This window comes from Neisseria sp. P0022.S010 (genome assembly GCF_051956635.1).
In genome coordinates, this window is the sequence record NZ_JBQCXF010000007.1 from 24,634 (window position 1) to 46,583 (window position 21,950).

The window sequence follows — 21,950 nt, forward strand, 5'->3', positions numbered from 1 at the left end:
AAATGCAAATCTATCGTGAATTACGCTGTAAGTTTTGTGGGAAATTGCTGGCAAAAGGCAGCGGCTGTGTACAAATAAAGTGCGCTCGTTGTAAAAACATCAATTCTTTCAGCTAATTAATAAATCAAAAGAATGCCTTTGAGCGTCATATTAAATCTGATTTAGAGCATCGCGAATGCCATAATTTAGGAGTATATATGATGCAAAAAATGCAACAGACATTACCTATTATCCCCTGGATGGGTGGCAAACGTCGTTTAGCAAAACATCTTTTGCCCATGTTCCCCGAGCATTCTTGCTATGTCGAGTTGTTTTCTGGTGGCGCAGCATTGTTCTTTATGCGCCCAACGCCTGCTAAAGTAGAGGTGCTCAACGACATCAACGGACAGCTCATCAATCTCTATCGTGTGGTACAACACCATTTCGACGAGTTCGTCCGTCAGTTCGAGTGGACGCTGACCAGCCGTGAGACATTCTCCGGCCTGCAAAATACGCCGCCCGAATGCATGACAGATATTCAACGTGCCGCTCGTTTCTTCTACCTTCAACACAACGCTTTCGGCGGCAAAACCGTCCATCAGCATTTTGGGACAGCTACCACGTCAAAAGCGTGGGATGCATCTCAGATTGAGGTTAAATTAAAGGCTGCTAAAGACCGTTTAAAAGGTGTTTATATAGAGAATGAATCGTGGGATCGTTGCTTCAAGCGATATGACCGTGAGCATACCTTCTTCTATGCAGACCCACCATATTGGCAGACCGCAGGCTATGACCAATCATTTGGCTGGGAGCAGTATAAATTACTGGCCAAGGCAATGGCAGAGAGTAAGGGTAAGGTCATGCTATCCATTAATGACCACCCTGATATCAGGGAATTGTTTAAAGATTTCCGTATCACTCAACTTGAATTGGCTTATACGGTCGGAAGAAATAAAACTGGTAAAACCAGTGGAGAATTGGTCGTATGTAATTGGTAAAATAAAAAGCGACGGTAGCGTCGCTTTTCTTATTTCTCATCATCCGATATAGTGCAAAAGCTGTCGAAACTTTCGCGAAGCCTAGAGTGCAAAAGTTACTGCAACAAAGTGCAAAAGTCGGCGGCGGCTTACATTTCGCCCCTAATTGTTCCTGATTCTACCCAAATACCCCCTTAATCCACCTTGGATACCTGATTAATCAGGCATCCGAGCCACCTTTTAGGCAGCAACAGGCACACTTAGCCTGTTGGCGGCTTTCAACAGGTTCAAACACATTGCCTTCAGATGGCTTTGCGCACTCACTTTAATCAGACCGAAATAGGCTGCCCGGGTGTAGCGGGACTTACAGTGCAGCGTACCGAAGCTTTGTTTGACCACATAACGGGTCTTCGATAGATGTCGGTTACGTTTGGTTTGCGCTTCCGACAGTGGATGTTTGCGGTGGGCTTTGTGCATAATGCCGTCCAGCAAACGATGATTACCAGATGCTACCAGTCTTCCTTACTGTCATAGTTTGAGGCCTTTGCAGGAGCTTGTCACATTTGATACATACGGGGCAAGTTAGACACAAATCAGGCACAAACAAAAAAGACAGCCTTACAAATAAGCTGTCAATTGGAAATTTGGAATCTTAGATTTTCAATAAATTCAGATAAAATTCAGATATTTATTGGTGCCCGGAGCCGGAATCGAACCGGCACGGCCGGTTTAGGGCCGACGGATTTTAAGTCCGTTGTGTCTACCTATTTCACCACCCGGGCATAGACAGTAAATTGAGAAATTGGAGGCGGGGGCGCGGATTTGAACCGGCCTGTATAAGGGTTGCACCCCTTATAGCATAAACACTCTGCCACCCCGCCATGAAAGGGATGGAGGCGAGAGTCGGAATCGAACCGGCGTAGACGGATTTGCAATCCGCTGCATAACCACTTTGCTATCTCGCCAAAACTACGTTTGAGTGTTGTAGTATGAAACTGGAGCGGGAAACGAGTCTCGAACTCGCGACCTCAACCTTGGCAAGGTTGCGCTCTACCAACTGAGCTATTCCCGCATATTCGGATGCATGATTTGATGGAGCGGGAAACGAGTCTCGAACTCGCGACCTCAACCTTGGCAAGGTTGCGCTCTACCAACTGAGCTATTCCCGCATTTGAGTGCATCTGAAATTAAACTGGAGCGGGAAACGAGTCTCGAACTCGCGACCTCAACCTTGGCAAGGTTGCGCTCTACCAACTGAGCTATTCCCGCATATTGAAAAAGAACAATCAACAAGTAATCAGAATGGAGCGGGAAACGAGTCTCGAACTCGCGACCTCAACCTTGGCAAGGTTGCGCTCTACCAACTGAGCTATTCCCGCTCTGATATTTGTTGCTTCGTATATCGAAGAAGACGCAATTATTATGGATTTAATCGCGTGCGTCAAGTGTTTTGTTTTTATTTTTTCAAAAAATTTATTTGAATTCCTTCCATGCCATTTTCAGGTAGTAGCACATTGACCAGATGGTTAATACAGATGCTATAAACATCAATATGTTACCGATGAGATAGAAAGGATCGTTATATTTGTCTGTGCCGATAAGCAAAAGGAAGATGGCGATCATTTGGGCAGTGGTTTTGAATTTGCCGATGGTTGCCACGGCAACGCTGCCGCGTTTGCCCATTTGTGCCATCCATTCGCGCAAGGCGGAAATGGTGATTTCTCGGCCGATAATAATCATGGCGAAGATGGCGTATGTTCTGCCAAGGCTGACGAGCAGGAGCAGGGCAACTGCGACCATGAGTTTGTCGGCAACGGGGTCGAGGAATGCGCCAAAGTCGGAAGTTTGTTTCCAGCGGCGTGCCAAAAAGCCGTCGAACCAGTCTGTAATAGCGGCAAGTGCAAAGATAATAGCGGCTGTCCAGTTGACGGTTTGTGGTTGAATCCATGTGTTCGGCAAATAGAATAGGATGGTGAACACGGGGATTAATAGGACGCGCATCCAGGTAAGTAAAATAGGTATGTTCCAAGGCATGGTTTGGGATCTTTTGGATGATGTGTCGGGTTGTTCATTATAGCTTATTTGTTCACTCTGCTTTTTGAAGTGTTGTTTTTTTGCCGACAAGTATCTCGGGCATAGATTTTTGTCGTGTGGGTTGTGAAGAAAATCTGCTAAGGCCGTCTGAAAAATAGGCTGTTGCGGGGTGTAAATGTTTTTGGGTAGAAAAGTGGCTGCGAAATAGTGGGCAATAAGGTCTGCCTGCTGTTCGATATTTAATTGGTTAATGTGTGGTAAGGGGATGGGATAGGCGTAAGCTTTGCGTTTTCTGTATCCGCCTTTGAGCATGATGAATAGGCCGGAAAGCCAAACTTTGTGACCGTGTTGGTGTTGCCAGACATGTGTCAGCTCATGAATCAGCCAAATTTTGTAGGCTATGCCGGCTTGAGTGAAATCTTCGGGGCAGTGTTTACGCGGAAAGTATATGTTTCCATTGGGTGCAATGGCGGTATTGGCGTTGGGTATAAGTGGAATGCCGCGATATATTTTGATGCGGTGGAAGTTTATGCTGTCTGCAAAAACTTGTTTTGCCATACGGACTTCGTTTTCGGTCAGTCTGCGCCAATCGGAAAAAATCATCTTTGGAAGAGAATAAATATAAGAGGGTATGAAGATTTCAGGCCGTCTGAAAGGTTTCAGACGGCCTGGGTCGGGATTTATTGTTCTGTTGAAGCGGCTTGTTTGCCGTTGTCGAACAATTTGTCCATGGGTGTCAGGTTGACTGCATTGCCTTGGCTGACTATCCATTTGTTTTCAACACGCCATATGCCTGAGGCATCTTCAACGCGCAAGTACCAATGATTGGTTGGGCGTAAAGGCTTAAAGACGGCTTCGTATTCCATGCGGCCGTTTTGCGGCTCGACTGTTACGGCGCGCAGCTTGACGGTTTGGTCATCGGCTTTGCGCGTCGGGTGCATCAACAATAGGTTTAATGGCTGTTTGGTATCGAATTGTCCGCTGACGAATACTTTGGCGGCGTTCATATCCGGACTGATTAAGACCTGCACCTGAATTTGCCGTTTAACGGCTTCTTCATCGCGGTGAAGTTGGATTTCGATGTGTTTGCCGTCTTTGTAGTAATCGTCAGACACCAAGTCTGTCGTGTGTTCTTTTGCGACGAAGAACATGGAAACGCTGGCGATAACGACGAAGATGGGGCCGGCCATCAGCACCCAGGGCCAAATATGTTTGTACCAAGGTTTGATTTGGGGTTGTGGGGACACCGTTTATTCTCCGATAAAGGTTGCTTTTTCTTCTAAAGTAGTCGGTTTGGAGTCGGCAGAGCCGGTCTCGCGATAGGTAAAGGTAAATTCGATCGGATGGCTGCCTTTGTCGGCGTATTCGGGAATGGTAGACACCTGTACCGGGATGGTAACGGTTTCCCGCGGCGCAATTTTAATACCGTTTTCAGGCAGGCCGGTCAGCGCGATTTCATCAAAGCCTTTGACGGTTGCGGTCATCAGTTGTTCGTTTTCACTATTGTTGATAATGCGCAGGTTATAGGCATTTTCCAACCAGCCTTGGCTGTTTTCGCGAACCATGACGCCACGGTCTTTCAGGATATCGACTTCGACCATTTTTCGGGTGGAAATGCCGACCAGGAAGGCAATGATGACCACCAAGAGTACTGCGCCATAACCGGCTACGCGCGGACGTTTCAAGCGTTTTTTGATGTCGCTTTCAGGGTATTCGTGTTCCAACGCGCCTTCGGTCGTATAACGGATCAAGCCGCGCTCGTAGCCCATTTTGTCCATGATTTCGTCACAGGCATCGATACACGCCGCACAGCCGATACATTGGTATTGCAAACCGTTGCGGATGTCGATACCGACGGGGCAGACTTGCACGCACATGGTGCAGTTGATGCAGTCGCCCAAGCCGCTGTCTTCTTTGTTGGCGGTTTTCTTGCGTGCGCCGCGCGGTTCGCCGCGTTCGGCATCGTAAGAAATAATTAGCGTGTCTTTGTCAAACATTGCACTTTGGAAACGTGCATACGGACACATATGCAGACAAACTTTTTCGCGCATGATGTGGGCGAAGAAGAACGTCATGAATCCGTAAAACGCTGCGGCAAACATCGCGCCGCCGCCTGCTGCTCCGGTAAACAAATCAGGAACAAACTGGCGGATCGGGACAAACCAGCCGGCAAAGGTAATGCCTGTCCATGCGCAGACAAGGAAAATCAGCAGGTATTTAGTGGCTTTGATGCGGATTTTGGTGAAATTCCACGGCGATTTTTCCAGTTTTAGGCGTTTGTTTCTATCGCCTTCGACCAAGTTGTCAATCCACAGCATAATTTCGGTGTAAACCGTTTGCGGGCATGAATAGCCGCACCACAAACGGCCGGCAATGGTTGTCCACCAAAACAATCCGAATGCGCAAATCATCAGCAGCAAGGCAAGGTAAATCAAATCGCCCATGCCCAGCGACAGTCCGAAAATGAAGAAATGACGGTCAGGAATATTGAATAAAACCGCCTGACGGCCGCTCCAGTTGAACCATGGAATAACGTAAAATACAAACTGGGTCGCCAATACGGCGGCGATACGCAGTTTGGCAAAGCGTCCTTCCGCCTTTTTGGGATGGATGCGTTCGCCTTCAGGATGGATTTGAATCACGCTGGATTTGGGTTTGGAAGGTTTGGGCGGAGTAGCTTTTGCTGTTTTTTCTGTTGAGGGTGTGGTGTTTTCAGCTTGGTTTTCTGGTGACATTTCAGTGTTCCTTGATGAAGTGCACACAAGCCTGTTGTCATGGTAGTAGTTTGATGTGAATATTTTCAGACGGCCTTTCGCGTGCATACAAATCATAACATTTGACTCTATTCAAAGCAAAAGAAGGACTTCGTCTTAACAATGGATTCCTTGCGGCCGTTTGATGTAGGGCCGTCTGAAAAGGGCAGTATTCAAAGGTTTGCGAATCAGTCTGTGTGCAAACTTATAGTGATTTGCTATTTACACGATAAAAATATATAAAGTACTGTTTCAAAACGAAATAACAGTTAATATCATCTATTCATTCCGTTTCGGGCAACCGAGTGGAAACAGGCCGTCTGACAAAGCGAATATCAAAAGCTATCCTTGAAAGCACGGCTGATTCAGGCGATAATCGGCACACCTTTTTTCATATTTCCAATCTTGTCCAAGGAAGGTCAAACCATGTCTCAACTGGCAAACGCAATCCGTTTCCTCTCAGTCGATGCCGTACAGAAAGCCAACTCCGGCCACCCCGGCGCACCTATGGGTATGGCGGAAATGGCGGAAGTATTGTGGACGAAGTTCCTCAACCATAACCCCGCCAACCCTAAGTTCTACAACCGCGACCGCTTCATCCTTTCCAACGGTCATGCGTCCATGCTGCTGTACAGCCTGTTGCACCTGACCGGCTACAATGTATCCATCGAAGACTTGAAAAACTTCCGCCAATTGCACAGCAAAACCCCCGGCCACCCCGAATACGGTTACACCGACGGTGTGGAAACCACGACCGGCCCCTTGGGACAAGGTATTGCCAACGCTGTGGGCATGGCTTTGGCCGAAAAAATCTTGGCTGCCGAATTCAATAAAGACGGCTTAAACATCGTTGACCACCACACCTACGTCTTCATGGGCGACGGCTGCATGATGGAAGGCGTGTCGCACGAAGCCTGTTCGCTCGCCGGCACTTTGGGCTTGGGCAAGCTGATTGTTTTATATGATGACAACAATATTTCCATCGACGGCAAAGTGGACGGCTGGTTTACCGAAAACATCCCGCAACGCTTTGAAAGCTACGGCTGGCATGTGATTCCAAATGTGAACGGTCATGACACTGATGCCATTCAGACGGCCATTGAAGCAGCCAAAGCCGAAACCGGCAAACCGTCCCTTATCTGCTGCAAAACCTTAATCGGCAAAGGCAGCGCCAACAAAGAGGGCAGCCACAAAACCCACGGTGCGCCTTTGGGTGCGGACGAAATCGAAGCCACGCGCAAACATTTGGGTTGGAGATATCCTGCGTTTGAAATTCCGCAAGAAATCTATGCCGCATGGAATGCAAAAGAAAAAGGCGCAAAACTTGAGGCCGAATGGAACGAGCTTTTCGCTCAATATCAAGCCAAATACCCTGCCGAAGCTGCAGAATTCGTGCGCCGCATGGATAAAAAACTGCCGGACAACTTCGATGCTTACGTTCAAGCCGCATTGAAAGAAGTGTGCGCCAAAGCCGAAACCATCGCCACCCGTAAAGCTAGCCAAAACAGCATCGAAATTCTGGCCAAAGAGCTGCCTGAGTTGGTGGGCGGTTCTGCCGACTTGACACCATCCAACCTGACTGACTGGTCAAACAGCGTCTCCGTTACCCGCGAACACGGCGGCAACTATATTCACTACGGCGTACGCGAGTTCGGCATGGGTGCCATCATGAACGGCCTTGCCCTGCACGGCGGTGTGAAACCCTTCGGCGCGACTTTCCTGATGTTCAGCGAATACGAACGCAACGCCCTACGCATGGCGGCACTGATGAAAATCAACTCCGTCTTCGTGTTTACCCACGACTCCATTGGTTTGGGTGAAGACGGCCCAACCCACCAACCTGTCGAGCAAACTGCCACTCTGCGCCTGATTCCAAATATGGATGTATGGCGTCCGTGCGATACCGTTGAATCCTTGGTGGCGTGGTCTGAAGCCGTTAAAGCGGCCGATCATCCGTCCAGCTTGATTTTCAGCCGTCAAAACCTGAAATTCCAAGCGCGTGATGAGCAACAACTGAACGACATCAAACGCGGCGGCTATGTCATCAGCGAAGCCCAAGGCAACGCCCAAGCCGTCATCATTGCCACCGGTTCTGAAGTTGAATTAGCTCTTGAAGCGCAAAAAGTATTGGCAGAACAAGGTATTGCCGTGCGTGTCGTTTCCATGCCGTCCACCAACGTATTCGACCGCCAAGATGCCGCCTATAAAGCCGCCGTTCTGCCCGAAGGCTTGCCACGTGTAGCCGTAGAAGCCGGACACGCCGACGGTTGGTATAAATACGTCGGTTTGAACGGCGCAGTAGTCGGTATCAATCGCTTCGGCGAGTCTGCACCTGCTGATTTGCTGTTTAAAGAATTCGGCTTTACCGTAGACAATGTGGTTGCTACTGTTAAATCCGTCTTGTAAATCAGATTTTTGATTGAGATAAAAAGGCCGTCTGAAATTTCAGACGGCCTTTTTTCTAGGTCTTGCCGTTTGGATCTTCGAATACACTAAATTGTCATTTAAATAGAAACGTTTTAATCAGCATCATTTTCGAGTTTATGAGGAATTACTTTTAATCTAGTAACTGTTTTTCAAATGTCTATTTCTTGGAATTTCCGACGGCCCTCCACCTGTGTAGGAAAAAAGGCTGATTGAAACGGCATGTTTTGTTTCCATTCCTGTTGCATTAAAACTGTTTCTCCACACTGACGAATGTCTGCATATTCTTGCGGGAGTAGAAGCCGCTCATATTGCTGTCGATTTTCAGGTAACGGAAATTTAAATGCGGCACTAAGCCTTTCCATGCAATTTTATTGTGCCAAATAGAGGCATTTGCCTGATATTCATGGTCTTTTCGGGTTAGGCGGTACACCAGGCTACCCGGTGCATCAAAGGTACGGCGGGCGTAGCGCAGGTTGGTGCGGATGCCGAATCCGTTCTCAAACGCTTTCGCCGCGCCGAAGTGTATGCCCTTGCGCACAGATGCTTGCTCGGCTTCTTTGGTCATGTCGTGCGACCAGTCCGCGCCGCCGTAGAGCAGCCAGTTTTTCGGCGCAGAGTATGCCAGCGTTGCACCCGCCAGTGGCATATGGCTGTTGTAACGCTCTGCCGAATCGCTGTTCCGATAGTATTTTTTGATATAACCTGCATTGAGTGAGAACCGCCATTTTTCGTTCAGACGACGTGAAAAGTCGGTATTGATACCGGTTTCACGATTATAACGTTTGCCGCCCAGCCAGTTTTGCTCGGCAAACGGTACAACCCCGAAAGATTGCACCGCCGAACGGTTTTTATAGCCTGCTGCTAAGTGCAGGCTTTGCTCGTTAAAATCCTGATTGTCCCAATAATGCACGCCGTCGCCGCTGAGGTTGCCGTAAACAAAATGATGTCCACCCACATTGATTTCGCGCGCTACGCCTGCGCCATAGCGGATACTGTGCGCCTTTTGCGGCAGGCTCTCAGCGGTTTTATTCCAGCGTCTGCCGTTCCATTCTATAACGCGCTCGGACGAGGCATTGTTCACATTATCGGTTTGCTCGTATTGCAGCGAAACATCGGGCTGCCAGCTTTGCGTCGATTCAATGGAAGCAAGATAGCGGTCGGCAAGTTGCTGCATGGGCGGCTGCAAATCCGGTTTTGCCCGTTTCAATTCAGCTTTTGCCTCATGGTACTGTTTGTTTTCAAACATCATTACGCCCAAATCGAAACGCGGATACGCCAAATCGGGATGTTTCGCCAAAATGCCGCGATAGAGTGATACAGCCTCACCATGCCGCAACTGACTGCGCCGCAACGCGCCTAAAGCATAATCGTATAAAACGGCATCCCGGTCGGGCACGGCTTTATATTGCGTCAACAAACCTTCCAGCGTCTTCCAGTCCCGTCCGATTAATGCGCGGTTGATCTGTGCTTCCAATGAGGAATCGGCAGGAAGGTCGTCTGAAAGCCTCTGTTCTGCAGGTTTGTCGTCGGTAAATTCTTTTGAGGGCGTTTCGCTGTTGGATTGTTTGTCAAAAAATACAGGAGCAGGTACACGGACAACGGGTGTTTCGGCAAGGGCGGCTGATGTGAAGGAGAATATTAGTAAGACGAGATGGTTTTTATTCATTTTATTCAGTGGGATATGGGTCGTAGGAATATTCTGTCATTATAAGGATAACACGGTGAAAATGGTCGAAAAGGTCGTCTGAAACGTTTTCAGACGACCTTTTGGTTATATTACATTAATATTAGCGGGAGCCGGCAAAGCCGATTTCACCATTTTTTTATCATCGACAGTACCGACGATTTCTTCCGCATCCGGACCGAAGAAGCCGAGTCGGTAGCTGCCACGGTTGGAAGAGCCTTCGATGCCGTGTCCATTAATTACTGTGTTATCGATTTCGTTGGTGTAGCTGCCTTCTCGAATAGACGCTTCGTGCAGATTGATGTCGCTGCCGACACCGGTAATTTTACCGCTGCCTTTTCTGCTGTCGAAGTCAACAGAATAAGCCAATTTGCCTTTGCTTGCGCCATCGCTTGCAATACCTGAGTAGTCAAATTTTCCCGAAGTCGGCAGGGTTTGGGTAGTTTGACCTTTAATCAGGATATAAGTATCGTCAAGATTTTCAGATTTGTTGATGTCTGGACCTCTAAGAGTAGCTTTTGTCGGATTGATGCCCGCAATCAAAGAGTAGTTTTGACGGTAAATATGGGCTTTACCGCTTTGGATAATGGTGTAATTTTTACCTTCGGCACGCGCAATGGCGGTTTCTTGGAAGTCTTGATTGAGTGCTAATTTTTTGAGCGGGTATCCGGACAAATTAAGTTCCTTGCCCTTACTGGTTTGATTACCTAATTTCACAGTGTATGATTGAAGGGCCGCATCATCAACACCAAACTCTTTTGCTAGGTGTTGAACAGCTTCATTAGCATTGCTTTTTAAGCCTTCATATGAAACTGAAAAATCAACGCGTGGTGTAGCGTTGGCAGAAGAATTATTGTTGCCGGAAGTATTGCTATTGTTGCCGGAAGTATTGCTATTGTTGCCGGAAGTATTGCTATTGTTGCCGGAAGTATTGCCATTGTTGCCGGAAGTATTGCTATTGTTGCCGGAAGTATTGCCATTGTTGCCGGAAGTATTGCTATTATTGTTGGAAGTATTACTATTATTGTCAGCAGAATTGCCGTTATTCTTCTGGATGCCATTTGATGAACTAGTGATGGATGGAGTGTCATTAGGCTGGTTGTTGCTGCAAGCCGCCAAGCTCAGGGCGATAATAGTTGCTGCACTTACTTTTTTGAAAGACATAGATATTTCCTTTGCAATGAATTGATTGATAATTAAAATGTAGATGTATTATCAAATAGTCATTTAAAAATATCAAGTAAATAATTTACAAAAATAATTAATTTGTTAAATTACGAGGTATTTTGTTATTTGTAGCCTCTATATAGACGGAGAATTAGGCATTAATTACAAAAAGGTTGTCTGAAAACGGAAATCTCGTTTTCAGACGACCTTTTTTGCCTTTATCCTTCAAACCGCTGCTGTTTCAGGTTTGACCTTGCTTTTCTTAAACTTCAATACGGCTTCTTCTTTTGCTGCATCCCAGTCTATACGCACGAAGCCGCCGTCGGCGAGTTTGCCGAACAGGAGTTCGTCGGCGAGTGGTTTGCGGATTTTTTCCTGAATCAGGCGGTGCATCGGGCGCGCGCCCATTTGCGGGTCGAAACCTTTTTCCGCTAGATATTTGCGCAATGCCGGCGTGAACTCGGCTTCAACTTTTTTGTCGAGGAGCTGGTGTTCGAGCTGGAGCAGGAATTTGTCCACGACTTTGGCGATGACGGGTTCGGACAGGGGCGCAAACGGGATAATCGCGTCCAAGCGGTTGCGGAACTCGGGCGTAAAGAGTTTGTTGATCGCCTGCATTTCGTCGCCGCGCTCGCGTTTGGCGGTAAAGCCGAGGCTGGGGCGGCTGAGGCTTTCCGCGCCTGCGTTGGTGGTCATAATCAGGATGACGTTGCGGAAATCGGCACTCTTGCCGTTGTTGTCGGTCAGTTTGCCTGCATCCATGACTTGCAGGAGAACGTTGAAAATGTCGGGATGGGCTTTTTCGATTTCGTCCAAGAGCAACACGCAGTGCGGCTGTTTGTTGACGGCTTCGGTCAAAAGGCCGCCCTGGTCGAAACCGACGTAGCCCGGCGGCGCGCCAATGAGGCGCGATACGGCATGGCGTTCCATATATTCGGACATATCGAAGCGTTGCAGCGGTACGCCCATCGAGTAGGCAAGCTGTTTGGCGACTTCGGTTTTGCCGACGCCGGTCGGGCCGGAGAAGAGGAAGCTGCCTATGGGCTTGTCGGGTAGGGCAAGGCCAGAGCGCGACATTTTGACGGCGGCAACCAGCGCGTCGATGGCGTTTTCCTGACCGTAAACCATGTTTTTCAAATCGCGGCCGAGGAATTGCAGCACTTGTTTGTCGTCATGCGAGACGGTTTTTTCAGGAATCCGCGCGACTTTGGCGATGACGGTTTCGATTTGCGCTTTGCCGATGACTTTTTTCTGTTTGGATTTGGGCAGAATCCGTTGTGCCGCGCCTGCTTCGTCCATTACGTCGATGGCCTTGTCGGGCAGGAAACGCTCGTTAATATAGCGGGCAGAGAGTTCGGCTGCGGCTTCGAGTGCGCCTTGCGTATAGCGGACTTGGTGGAAATCTTCAAACATCGGTTTCAAGCCGCGCAGGATTTGCACGGTTTCGGCGACGGTAGGCTCGACCACATCGATTTTTTGGAAGCGGCGGCTTAAGGCATGGTCTTTGTCGAAAATGGTACGGTATTCGTCGTAGGTGGTCGCGCCGATGCAGCGCAGCGAGCCTTTCGCCAATGCAGGTTTGAGCAGGTTGGACGCGTCCATTGTGCCGCCGCTGGTACTGCCCGCGCCGATGATGGTGTGGATTTCGTCGATGAACAAAATGGCGTGCGGGATTTTTTCAAGCTGTTTCAAGACGGATTTAACCCGCGCTTCAAAGTCGCCGCGGTATTTCGTACCCGCCAAAAGCGAACCCATATCCAGCGCGTACACTTCGGCTTCTTTCAGCGCATCGGGAATGTCGCCGTTGACGATTTGATGTGCCAAGCCTTCCGCCAGCGCGGTTTTGCCCACGCCTGCTTCGCCGACCAAAAGCGGATTGTTTTTGCGGCGGCGGCACAGGATTTGCACCAGTCGTTCCATTTCGTGTTTTCTGCCGATTAAGGGGTCGATACGGCCGGCTTTAACTTCGGCGTTGAGGTTGACGGTGTAGTCGGAAAGGGAGCCGGTTTTTGGTTCCGCTTCTTCGCCCTCACGTTCCAGGCCGTCTGAATCATTGCCGTCTTCGTCATCGGGTGAGCCATGGGCAATGCAACGCAAGACTTCAAAGCGCGTAATGGATTGCAATTTGAGGAAATAAACGGCATGGCTTTCGGATTCGCTCATCATGGCAACCAAAATATCCAAAGGCTCTACTGAGGCTTTACCGGCAGACTGGGTATGCACCATTGCCCGTTGGATGACGCGTTGGAAGCCCAATGTCGGCTGGGTTTCGACCGTATCCAGAAGATGATCGGGAATTTGCGGCGTATTTTCGGCAACACTGGCGGCCAGCTGCTCGGACAGGACTTTCAAATCCGCACCACACAGTTTCAAGACGTTTGGCACAGCCGCATCTTCTTCTATCAGCACCAAAAGCAGGTGTTCCAAGCTGATAAACTCATAACGCGCGTTGCGTGCTTCACGGTAGAGCAGTTGCAGGATGTGTTCCAATTCGGGTGAAAGCATGGTTTAAACCTCTTCGACTATACATTTGAGCGGATGCCCTTCAGCTTTGGCGCGTTCCATGACCTGATGCTGCTTGGTTTGCGCAATATCGCGCGTGTAGGTGCCGCACAGGCCTTTGCCTTCGTGGTGCACCAGCAGCATAACGGCCACTGCCTGTTCCTGTGCAAGCATAAAGACTTCGGTCAGGATTTCGACGACAAATTCCATGGTGGTGTAATCGTCGTTCAATAAAAATACGCCGTAACGTTTCGGCGGCTGCGTGTTGATATCGCTGATCAGGGTATCGGATTGGTGGTCGGTATTCGGATGGTTCATAAGCTTAGATTTCAGTTTTCAGACGGCCTGTTTTAGAGTGCAAACCGTTTTCTGTTGTATTTCGGCCAATTTTTTCTATTTTCCCACTTTTTTGAAAACATAGCTTGACGTTTTGTCTTAACAAATGTAAAAAGACGGTTAAGCAGAAGTTGGCACTCGACCGCGTAATAAAAACGGGGGAGAAACGCTGAACGTTTTAGTTTGCTGTATGCCTTGTTTTGCTGATTTTGTTAATTTTTAAGTATAGGAAGTTTCTAATGGCAACCGGTATCGTAAAATGGTTTAACGACGCTAAAGGTTTTGGTTTCATCACTCCTGACGAAGGTGGCGAAGATCTGTTCGCTCACTTCTCAGCGATCAACATGGAAGGTTTCAAAACCCTGAAAGAAGGCCAACGCGTGTCTTTCGACGTAACCACCGGCCCTAAAGGCAAACAAGCTGCTAACATTCAAGCTGCTTAATCAAATGCGCGGCATAAGCCGTAAAATCATGGCGGGGTTTCCCGCCATTTTTTATGGGCGTTCGAGTTAAAAATTATGAATCCAAATTCATCTTATCAAAATGCTTTAAACCAGTTGGACGAGCTTATCCGTCATTTCCGCAGCGAAGGCGAGGTCAGCTGCGCCGTTGCCGAGCGTGAAGACCAAATTTTGATCCGCCTTGCCGATTTGAAATTGGATTTGCGCCCTGAAGATGAAAAAGCGATTGCCGATATAGACCGCTTTTACCGCCGCCATGTTTTAAGCGAATAAACGTTTCAAAACCGTTTGCCGTTTTATTTTTTAAGCATGCCTGATAAAATAGGCCGTCTGAAAAGTTTGTAAAGAATCAGCACAATGAGTATTGCCAATAATAAAAAAGCCTTTCACGATTTCTTTATCGAAGACCAAATCGAAGCCGGTATAGTATTGGAAGGATGGGAAGTCAAAGCCATCCGCGCTGCACGCGTGCAATTAAAAGAAAGCTATATCTACTGGAAAAAAGACGCGTTCTATTTGGTGGGCTGCCACATTACCGCGTTGCCCACTGCCTCGACACACGTCAAACCCGACCCTGTCCGTCCGCGTAAGTTATTGTTGAAACAATCGGAAATCAATAAGTTAATCGGCAAAACCGAACGCGCCGGTTATACGATTGTGCCTTTAAACCTGCATTACACCCGAGGTAAAATCAAAGTGGAAATCGGTTTGGCCAAGGGTAAGAAACAGCATGACAAACGCCAAAGCCTGAAAGAAGCGGATTGGAAGCGTGAGAAACAACGTTTGATGAAAAACGTACGTTGATTTTTTCAGACGGCCTTTGCATGAAGGCCGTCTGAATATTTATTGTTTGAACATTTTAAAAGGAAAACAGATGAAAACCATGATTTTAGCGGCGGCTTCAGCCGTATTGTTGCTGGGCGCGTGTTCCACTACGGAACAAAGAGTATTGAAACCTGAAGAGCTGACCAGCATCAAACATGTCTGCATCATTCAAAACGCAAAAGTAAGACCGCATGATTTGGATCGTGCTTTGTCCAAAGCTTTGGCGAAACGCGGCATTGGCAGTACGATTGTAACCGCGGACAACCGCGGCAAACTGTATGATTCTTCTTGCCCGTATAACCTGCGTTACAAAACCAAAGGCAATAACGAAATCTTGCGTAAAGGCGTATTTGTGTTGCGAAGCACCAAGTACGCGGTTTCTACGGTCAGCTACTCTTTGAACGATGAAAACCACTTCCGAACCAATCCTGATTTGGTGAAACAGGCCGAAGGCGTTGTCGCCAAATTGTTGGAAAAAAATAGTAAATAAAAGCCAGAATAAAAAACCGGCTTGCCGTGATATGGAGAATATCGGGCAAGCCGGTTTTATTTTCAGACGGCCTTAAATGGATTTGATTTTTTCCCAAAGGGTTTTGACCGTACCTTGATAGTAAGTATCGGAAGTGCAATAGACTGTTTCTAAAGCACATTGTCCTTGAGAGCCATATTTTTTGATGCACTGGCTCAAGGCAATTTGATGCACGTTTTTGAAGCGCGGAGACGTAATGGCCACCACGTTTTGAGCAGTTAATTTGCCCATGGCTTTAGGGTAGGCAACCGCGATACAGGTATTGTGCAGTGGGACAACCGTTTTGCAGCCTGTTGCTTGGCCAGCGCCGATACCGGCTAAGGCATCTTGGCCTTTGCAGAATGTTTCGAGTTCTGCCGTCGCGTCCAGTTGGGTGGCATTTTCTTTGGTGGTTTTGATTTGCAGCGCTTCATTGCTGTCGGCTGGGTTTTGCCACATGGCCAGGTAGCCGTAAGTATCGGCAGCCAGGGCGGCAGGAGTCAGTGCGCAAAGGATAAGTGTCGTTAGTGTTTTTTTCATGTTTGTTCCCTGTTTGTTGGGTATTTGTTGTCATTATAAAGCAAAAGTACTTATTTGATATAAATTTGCCATTAAAATGAAATTCAGTGTGGCAAACAGATGATAGGCCGTCTGAAATTTCAGACGGCCTGTTGATGATGTTTCAAAGAATAGAATGTGGCTTAGAGGCTTATACGCTGTGGCGGTCGAGCCAACGTTCGGCATCAAGTGCGGCCTGACAGCCGGAAGCCGCGCTGGTGATGGCTTGACGGTAGGTATGGTCTTTGACGTCGCCTGCCGCCCATACGCCTTCGATATTGGTTGCGCCGACATTATCACCGGTACCGCCTTTGGTTTTCAGGTAGCCGGTTTCATCCATATCAAGTTGACCTTTGAAGATATCGGTGTTGGGTTTGTGGCCGATGGCGATGAAAACGCCTTTTACAGCGATTTCTTCAGTGCCGCCGTCATTGTGTTTCAAGCGTGCACCGGTAACGCCGCTTTCGTCGCCCAAGATTTCATCAACCGAGCTGTTGAGCTTGAGGATGATTTTGCCTTCTTCGACGCGTTGCATCAATTTGTCCACCATGATTTTCTCGGCACGGAAGCTGTCGCGGCGGTGAATCAGGGTAACGGTGTTGGCGATATTGGCAAGGTAGAGGGCTTCTTCCACAGCGGTATTGCCACCGCCGACTACGGCAACATCTTGTTTTTTATAGAAGAAGCCGTCGCAAGTTGCGCAGGCGGAAACGCCTTTGCCGGCAAAGGTTTCTTCGCTTGGCAAACCTAAATATTTGGCGGATGCGCCCGTGGCAACGATGAGTGCATCGCAGGTGTATTCGCCCATATCGCCTTTGAGGGTAAACGGACGGTTTTGCAAATCAACGGTGTGGATTTGGTCGAAAATCATTTCAGTGCCGAAGCGTTCGGCATGAGCTTGGAAACGGGCCATTAGTTCCGGACCTTGTACGCCTTCTGCATCGGCAGGCCAGTTGTCCACTTCTGTGGTGGTCATCAATTGTCCGCCTTGCTCAACACCGGTAATGATTACAGGGTTAAGGTTGGCGCGGGCGGCATAGACGGCGGCAGTATAGCCGGCAGGGCCGGAGCCGAGGATGATGAGTTTGTGATGGTTGCTCATGATGGTTTCCTTGCTGATAAATGATTGAATTTTGTCGTGTCTACGCTTTCAGACGGCCTAAATTCTACTTGAATCTGCCGCCGTCTGAAATATGTTTGTCGTTTGGGTTTAGTGGCTGTCTTTCCATTGATAGTATTTTGAACCGAGGTAAGAACCGAGTTTGCGCAGGAATGGTTGGGTAATAATGTTGCTGTGGCGCAGTTGTTCAAAAGGTTTCAGACGGCCGTCATCGCCCATGATGGCTTCGGCAATTGCCAAACCGGCAATGCCGGTAATTGCCATGCCGTGTCCGGAGTAGCCTTGTGCAAAGAAAACGGTAGGGGCGAGGCGGCCGAAATGTGGGGCGAGGTTGCGCGTAATGTCGCATTCGCCGCCCCAAGAATGCTCGATTCTGACATCGGCAAGTTGTGGAAAAACTTTCAGCATGTCTTGGCGGACGAGTTCGGTCATGCGGTCTGGATCGTCGATAAATTCGTTGTCTTTGCCGCCGAAGAGCAGGCGGCCGTCGGCGCTGAGACGGTAGTAGTCGAGGACGTGGCGGTTGTCGCAGATGGCCATATTGTTGCGGATCAGGTCTTTGGCACGCTCGCCCAGAGGCTCGGTGGCGATGATAAAGGTGCTGACTGCAATGGCTTTTTGTTCCAATACTTTGAATTTCGGGTGTAAACCGGCATAAGTATTGACGGCATAAACGAGGTTTTTGCACTCAACGCTGCCATTGGGCGTATGAACCAGCCAGCCGTTATCGCATGGCTCGATACGTGTCATGGGGGACTGCTCAAAAAGTTGTGCGCCTGCATCGGCTGCCGCTTTGGCAATGCCTAGGGTGTAATTGAGCGGGTGCAAGTGGCCGGATAAAGGATCAAATTGCGCGCCTTGATACCTATCACTGGCAAGTTGCTGCTTCAGCGTGGCTTTATCCCAAAGCTGGTAATGGCTTGCGCCATAATGTTTTTGGGCGTGTTCGTGCCATTGTTGCAATTCTTCCCAATGCTGAGGACGGACGGCGACGGTCGCATAGCCGCGTTGCCAATCGCATTGGATATTGTGTTTTTGAATGCGCGAGTCAACCAGTTCAACGGCTTGCAGGGATTGCTGCCAGAACCATTGGGCCTGTTCTAAGCCGACTTGTTTTTCGATCTCTTCCATGCCGCAGGCAAAATCACTGATGACTTGTCCGCCGCTGCGGCCTGATGCGCCGAAACCGATACGTGCGGCTTCAAGCACGATGACTTCATGGCCGTTTTCGGCAAGCGGTAGGGCGGTGCATAAACCGGTCAAGCCGCCGCCGATAACGCAGGTTTCAGTTTTCAGACGGCCTTCAAGCGTCGGATAAGACGGATGGGGATTGACTGTGCTGACATAGTAGGAAGGAAGGTATTCTTTGAAGCTGGGATTGATCATGATTTGGGCTTTAGGTTGGTTTTCACTTTATTGAAAACAGGTTTTCAGACGACCAGGAATATGGGCTTAAGTTTAGGCCGTCTGAAAGGATAAAATGCGGTTAATAAAACAGGCTGTTCCGACACTTTATCGGACAGCCTGTCTGCATATTAGGCGGCTTTCTCGGCTGCCAATTTTTCTTGGCGGTAGGCTTCGGCAGCCTCGCGTTCCCGTTTGGTTGCCTGACGCATCATCCAGTAGTTGACGACAATCACCAGCGTACCGATGATACCGATCAGGATGGTTGCCAAAACGTTCATCTGAGGGTCAAGGCCGAGTTTGATTTTGGAGAAAATCACTTGCGGCAATGTCGATGAACCCGGGCCCGATAGGAAGGAGGTAATGACCAAGTCGTCTAAAGACAGGGTAATGCCCAAGAGGAAGCCGGAAGCAATCGCAGGGGCAATCAGCGGCAGGGTAATCACGAAGAAAATCTTCAGCGGACGGGCGCCCAAGTCCATAGCGGCTTCTTCTAAGGATTGATCCAATTCCACCAAGCGCGAGCGGATGACGACGGTAATGTACGCCATGCAAAGCGTGGTGTGGCCGAGGAAGATGGTGAAGAAACCGCGATCGAAGTAGAGCGATTGCAGCAATTCACTGCCTTGCAGGAACATTTGTACCTGAATAATCAGCAGCAGCATGGACAAACCGGTAATCACATCAGGCATCACCATAGGCGCGGAAATCATACCGGCAAACAGGGTGCTGCCACGGAAGCGTTTAATCCGCGCCATAGCGTAGCCTGCCAATGTGCCGAGTGCCACGGCGGCAAGCGAGGAAACGATGGCGATACGCAATGACAGCCAGGCGGCTTCCAAGATGGTGTCGTTTTCCATCAATGCGCCGTACCATTTGGTTGAGAAACCGCCCCAAACGGTAACCAGTTTGGATTCATTGAAAGAATAGATGACCAAAACTACCAGCGGAATATAGAGGAATGCCAGCGAGAGCAGGAGCATCAGTTTCAAGAACCAGGATAATTTGGTTTTCTGCATTATTTGCCTCCTTCTTCCAATTCGCGGTTTTCATAGTGTTGGAACAGGGCAATCGGTACAACCAACAGGGCAACCATGACGACGGCGACGGCAGAAGCCAGCGGCCAGTTGTTTTGGTCGAAGAATGCCTGCCACAATACTTTACCGATCATCAGATTTTCAGAACCGCCCACCAATTCAGGAATCACAAATTCACCGACAGCCGGAACGAAGACCAGCATAGAGCCTGCAATGATGCCGGTTTTGGACAAAGGCAGGGTAATGGTAAAGAACGATTTGATCGGACCTGCACCCAAGTCGGAAGCGGCTTCGAGCAGACGGTTGTCCAGTTTTACCAATTGTGTGTACAGCGGCAAAATCATAAACGGCAGATAGGCGTAAACCATCACCAAATTCAGCGAAAAAGCATTGTAGAACAAGTCTAAAGGCTCGCTGATGATTCCGTATTTGATTAAGAAATTGTTGATGATGCCGTTGTGTCCCAATAAGCCCATCCATGCGTAAACACGCAACAGGAAAGAGGTCCAGAAAGGCAGCATGATTGCCAACAGCAGGCCGTTGCGCGCAGCCGGATTCGCGCGTGAAATGGCATAAGCGGTCGGATAACCGATCAACAGGCAGATGATGGTTGTCGTCAGCGCCGTCTTAATCGAAGACCAGTAGGTCATCAGATAGATATTGCTGTTTTCACTGTCGCCAAACGGATTGAGCGTATTCCAAAAGTTTTGGAAGATGTCGGCGTAGTTCTGATAGCTGATGGCAATGTTCAGACGGCCTAAGTCTTCATCAATCGTTGTCAGCGGCGTAAATGGCGGAATGGCAATTTCTTGTTCGGCAAAGCTGATTTTCAATACGATGGCGAACGGAATCAGAAACAGAATCAAAAGCCAAATATACGGCACGGCAATCACTGCACGCTGGCCGGGGCGGCGGAACAGTTTGTTTTTCAGTTTTTTAAGGTTCATTGCATTTCCCTCAAATTAACTGAACAGAGGTGTCGGTTGGTTTTCAGGCCAGCTGATGTAGACAGTCTCGTCCCAGGTCGGCGGCGTAATGTTGCGCACATACCAATAAGGTGCGGGAACTTGGCTTTTGACGACACGGCCGTTGGCAAGTTTGATGTGGTAAATCGCGAAGCTGCCCAAGTAGGCAATTTCTTTGACTGTGCCTTGGGCCCAGTTGTGCGCGCCCAAGTGTTCCGGTTTCTCTTTGTGCAAATCAATGTCTTCAGGGCGGATGCTGATCCAGATTTCATGGTCGTTCGGAACGCCCAGGCCGTGGTCGATGCGGACGTGGTTTTCCAAGCCGTCACATTTGACGATGGAGAAATCGGCGCGGTCGTCAATAACGACGCCGTCAAAAATATTGGTTTCGCCGATAAATTCAGCGGTAAAGCGGCTGTTAGGGTAGTCGTACACGTCGCTAGGTGTGCCGACTTGACGCAATTGGCCGTCGGACATAATGGCGATACGGGTCGCCATCGTCATCGCTTCTTCTTGGTCGTGGGTAACCATGATGCAGGTTACACCGACTTGTTCCAGCGTGTTGACCAATTCCAGTTGGGTTTGTTGGCGCAGTTTTTTATCGAGTGCGCCCAAAGGTTCGTCAAGCAGCAGGATTTTCGGACGTTTTGCCAGGCTGCGCGCCAAAGCGATACGTTGTTGTTGGCCACCGGAAAGTTGGTGCGGCTTACGTTTGGCGTATTTGGTCATTTGCACCAGGCGCAACATTTCTTCGACGCGGGCATCGATTTCGCCTTTAGGCATTTTGTCTTGTTTCAGGCCAAAAGCAATGTTTTGTTCAACGCTCATGTGCGGGAACAGGGCATAGCTTTGGAACATCATGTTGATTGGGCGCTCATACGGGGCAAGCTTGGTAATGTCTTGACCGTCGAGAATGATTTTGCCCTGATTGGGGCTTTCCATGCCTGCCAACATACGCAGCAGTGTGGATTTGCCACTGCCTGAGCTGCCCAAAAGGGCGAAGATTTCGTGTTGATAGATGTCCAAGTCGATGTTATCGACAGCGTAATTGTCACCAAACTTTTTCACCAAGCCTTGGATTTGCAAATAAGGTTTGGCTGAAGACGCAGTGGTTGCGGTCATAATGGCAATACTCCAAAAAGAAAGACGAGTACCGGCAAAACGGATTTTCGAATGGGTGATAAAAAGCTGTTTGATTGCTGGCGGGAGTCGG

General features: G+C 48.8%; 21 protein-coding genes, 7 tRNA genes and 1 pseudogene. 8 read left to right on the plus strand and 21 right to left on the minus strand.

Translation table 11 applies throughout. The features are described 5' to 3' along the window. The first annotated feature begins 2 nt into the window (after window positions 1–2). Window positions 3–116, plus strand: a complete 114-nt coding sequence (locus tag ACTHUT_RS01850; protein ID WP_079453713.1) for a zinc finger domain-containing protein — start codon at window positions 3–5, stop codon at window positions 114–116. Window positions 117–197: 81 nt separating this feature from the next. Then, window positions 198–977, plus strand: a complete 780-nt coding sequence (locus ACTHUT_RS01855) for a DNA adenine methylase (RefSeq protein ID WP_440385728.1) — start codon at window positions 198–200, stop codon at window positions 975–977. Between the two features lie 219 nt (window positions 978–1,196). Here the strand turns inward: ACTHUT_RS01855 and ACTHUT_RS01860 are convergent. The 11 genes and pseudogenes from ACTHUT_RS01860 to ccoG all read right to left on the minus strand — a co-directional run. Then, a pseudogene (locus tag ACTHUT_RS01860) lies at window positions 1,197–1,454 on the minus strand (transposase); the annotation flags it as partial. 194 nt (window positions 1,455–1,648) lie between these two features. Beyond that, a tRNA-Leu gene (locus ACTHUT_RS01865) sits at window positions 1,649–1,738 on the minus strand. Between the two features lie 21 nt (window positions 1,739–1,759). Next, window positions 1,760–1,837: transfer RNA gene (locus ACTHUT_RS01870), tRNA-Cys, on the minus strand. Window positions 1,838–1,847: 10 nt separating this feature from the next. Continuing rightward, a tRNA-Cys gene (locus ACTHUT_RS01875) sits at window positions 1,848–1,921 on the minus strand. A 31-nt stretch (window positions 1,922–1,952) separates the two neighbouring features. After that, a tRNA-Gly gene (locus ACTHUT_RS01880) sits at window positions 1,953–2,028 on the minus strand. A 21-nt stretch (window positions 2,029–2,049) separates the two neighbouring features. Beyond that, window positions 2,050–2,125 (minus strand) — tRNA-Gly (locus ACTHUT_RS01885). Between the two features lie 24 nt (window positions 2,126–2,149). Further along, window positions 2,150–2,225 (minus strand) — tRNA-Gly (locus ACTHUT_RS01890). A gap of 34 nt (window positions 2,226–2,259) precedes the next feature. Further along, window positions 2,260–2,335 (minus strand) — tRNA-Gly (locus ACTHUT_RS01895). A 94-nt stretch (window positions 2,336–2,429) separates the two neighbouring features. Next, window positions 2,430–2,990, minus strand: coding sequence for a CDP-diacylglycerol--glycerol-3-phosphate 3-phosphatidyltransferase (gene pgsA, locus ACTHUT_RS01900; protein ID WP_003679552.1), 561 nt, complete (start codon window positions 2,988–2,990; stop codon window positions 2,430–2,432). 680 nt (window positions 2,991–3,670) lie between these two features. Further along, window positions 3,671–4,237, minus strand: a complete 567-nt coding sequence (locus ACTHUT_RS01905; protein WP_188213707.1) for a FixH family protein — start codon at window positions 4,235–4,237, stop codon at window positions 3,671–3,673. A gap of 3 nt (window positions 4,238–4,240) precedes the next feature. Next, window positions 4,241–5,725, minus strand: a complete 1,485-nt coding sequence (ccoG, locus tag ACTHUT_RS01910; protein ID WP_440385729.1) for a cytochrome c oxidase accessory protein CcoG — start codon at window positions 5,723–5,725, stop codon at window positions 4,241–4,243. Between the two features lie 444 nt (window positions 5,726–6,169). Between ccoG and tkt the strand changes: the two genes are divergently transcribed. After that, entirely contained in the window at window positions 6,170–8,149 is a 1,980-nt protein-coding gene (gene tkt / locus ACTHUT_RS01915) for a transketolase (RefSeq protein WP_440385730.1), read from the plus strand. 265 nt (window positions 8,150–8,414) lie between these two features. Here tkt and ACTHUT_RS01920 read toward each other — a convergent pair whose 3' ends face one another. Beyond that, the gene (locus ACTHUT_RS01920; protein WP_440385731.1) at window positions 8,415–9,836 is read right to left on the minus strand and encodes a surface lipoprotein assembly modifier; all 1,422 of its coding nucleotides are present in this window, start codon (window positions 9,834–9,836) and stop codon (window positions 8,415–8,417) included. A 105-nt stretch (window positions 9,837–9,941) separates the two neighbouring features. Then, window positions 9,942–10,529, minus strand: a complete 588-nt coding sequence (locus ACTHUT_RS01925) for a factor H binding protein domain-containing protein (RefSeq protein WP_440418666.1) — start codon at window positions 10,527–10,529, stop codon at window positions 9,942–9,944. A gap of 112 nt (window positions 10,530–10,641) precedes the next feature. Between ACTHUT_RS01925 and ACTHUT_RS01930 the strand changes: the two genes are divergently transcribed. Further along, entirely contained in the window at window positions 10,642–11,043 is a 402-nt protein-coding gene (locus tag ACTHUT_RS01930) for a hypothetical protein (protein WP_440418667.1), read from the plus strand. A gap of 203 nt (window positions 11,044–11,246) precedes the next feature. Here the strand turns inward: ACTHUT_RS01930 and clpA are convergent, their stop codons facing one another. Both clpA and clpS read right to left on the minus strand, forming a co-directional pair. Continuing rightward, window positions 11,247–13,526 carry an ATP-dependent Clp protease ATP-binding subunit ClpA gene (gene clpA, locus ACTHUT_RS01935; protein WP_440385733.1) on the minus strand — a complete coding sequence of 760 codons (2,280 nt, stop codon included), beginning with the start codon at window positions 13,524–13,526 and terminating at the stop codon, window positions 11,247–11,249. Between the two features lie 3 nt (window positions 13,527–13,529). After that, entirely contained in the window at window positions 13,530–13,841 is a 312-nt protein-coding gene (gene clpS, locus ACTHUT_RS01940; RefSeq protein WP_440385734.1) for an ATP-dependent Clp protease adapter ClpS, read from the minus strand. Between the two features lie 257 nt (window positions 13,842–14,098). On the opposite strand from clpS, the gene ACTHUT_RS01945 reads away from it, so the two are divergent. From ACTHUT_RS01945 to ACTHUT_RS01960, 4 genes are all read left to right on the plus strand, one after another. Further along, entirely contained in the window at window positions 14,099–14,302 is a 204-nt protein-coding gene (locus ACTHUT_RS01945; protein WP_002217533.1) for a cold-shock protein, read from the plus strand. A 75-nt stretch (window positions 14,303–14,377) separates the two neighbouring features. Next, the gene (locus ACTHUT_RS01950; protein WP_003746135.1) at window positions 14,378–14,593 is read left to right on the plus strand and encodes a hypothetical protein; all 216 of its coding nucleotides are present in this window, start codon (window positions 14,378–14,380) and stop codon (window positions 14,591–14,593) included. An 84-nt stretch (window positions 14,594–14,677) separates the two neighbouring features. Further along, window positions 14,678–15,124, plus strand: a complete 447-nt coding sequence (smpB, locus tag ACTHUT_RS01955; RefSeq protein ID WP_049348437.1) for an SsrA-binding protein SmpB — start codon at window positions 14,678–14,680, stop codon at window positions 15,122–15,124. Between the two features lie 70 nt (window positions 15,125–15,194). Further along, window positions 15,195–15,635, plus strand: coding sequence for a hypothetical protein (locus ACTHUT_RS01960; RefSeq protein ID WP_003682952.1), 441 nt, complete (start codon window positions 15,195–15,197; stop codon window positions 15,633–15,635). A 72-nt stretch (window positions 15,636–15,707) separates the two neighbouring features. Here the strand turns inward: ACTHUT_RS01960 and ACTHUT_RS01965 are convergent, their stop codons facing one another. From ACTHUT_RS01965 to ACTHUT_RS01990, 6 genes are all read right to left on the minus strand, one after another. Continuing rightward, on the minus strand, window positions 15,708–16,193 hold the full coding sequence (locus ACTHUT_RS01965) for a DUF4189 domain-containing protein (protein ID WP_254344777.1): 486 nt from the start codon (window positions 16,191–16,193) through the stop codon (window positions 15,708–15,710). A 169-nt stretch (window positions 16,194–16,362) separates the two neighbouring features. Further along, window positions 16,363–17,313, minus strand: a complete 951-nt coding sequence (trxB, locus tag ACTHUT_RS01970) for a thioredoxin-disulfide reductase (RefSeq protein WP_204788314.1) — start codon at window positions 17,311–17,313, stop codon at window positions 16,363–16,365. Between the two features lie 108 nt (window positions 17,314–17,421). Continuing rightward, entirely contained in the window at window positions 17,422–18,717 is a 1,296-nt protein-coding gene (locus ACTHUT_RS01975) for an NAD(P)/FAD-dependent oxidoreductase (RefSeq protein WP_440385735.1), read from the minus strand. A 149-nt stretch (window positions 18,718–18,866) separates the two neighbouring features. Continuing rightward, complete coding sequence (locus ACTHUT_RS01980) at window positions 18,867–19,754, minus strand: ABC transporter permease subunit (RefSeq protein WP_003679574.1); 888 nt, start codon at window positions 19,752–19,754, stop codon at window positions 18,867–18,869. Next, window positions 19,754–20,719, minus strand: coding sequence for an ABC transporter permease subunit (locus ACTHUT_RS01985; RefSeq protein ID WP_003746146.1), 966 nt, complete (start codon window positions 20,717–20,719; stop codon window positions 19,754–19,756). Before ACTHUT_RS01985 ends, ACTHUT_RS01980 begins: the two co-directional genes overlap by 1 nt. A gap of 15 nt (window positions 20,720–20,734) precedes the next feature. Next, window positions 20,735–21,859, minus strand: coding sequence for an ABC transporter ATP-binding protein (locus tag ACTHUT_RS01990; protein ID WP_003746147.1), 1,125 nt, complete (start codon window positions 21,857–21,859; stop codon window positions 20,735–20,737). Between the last annotated feature and the right edge of the window lie 91 nt (window positions 21,860–21,950).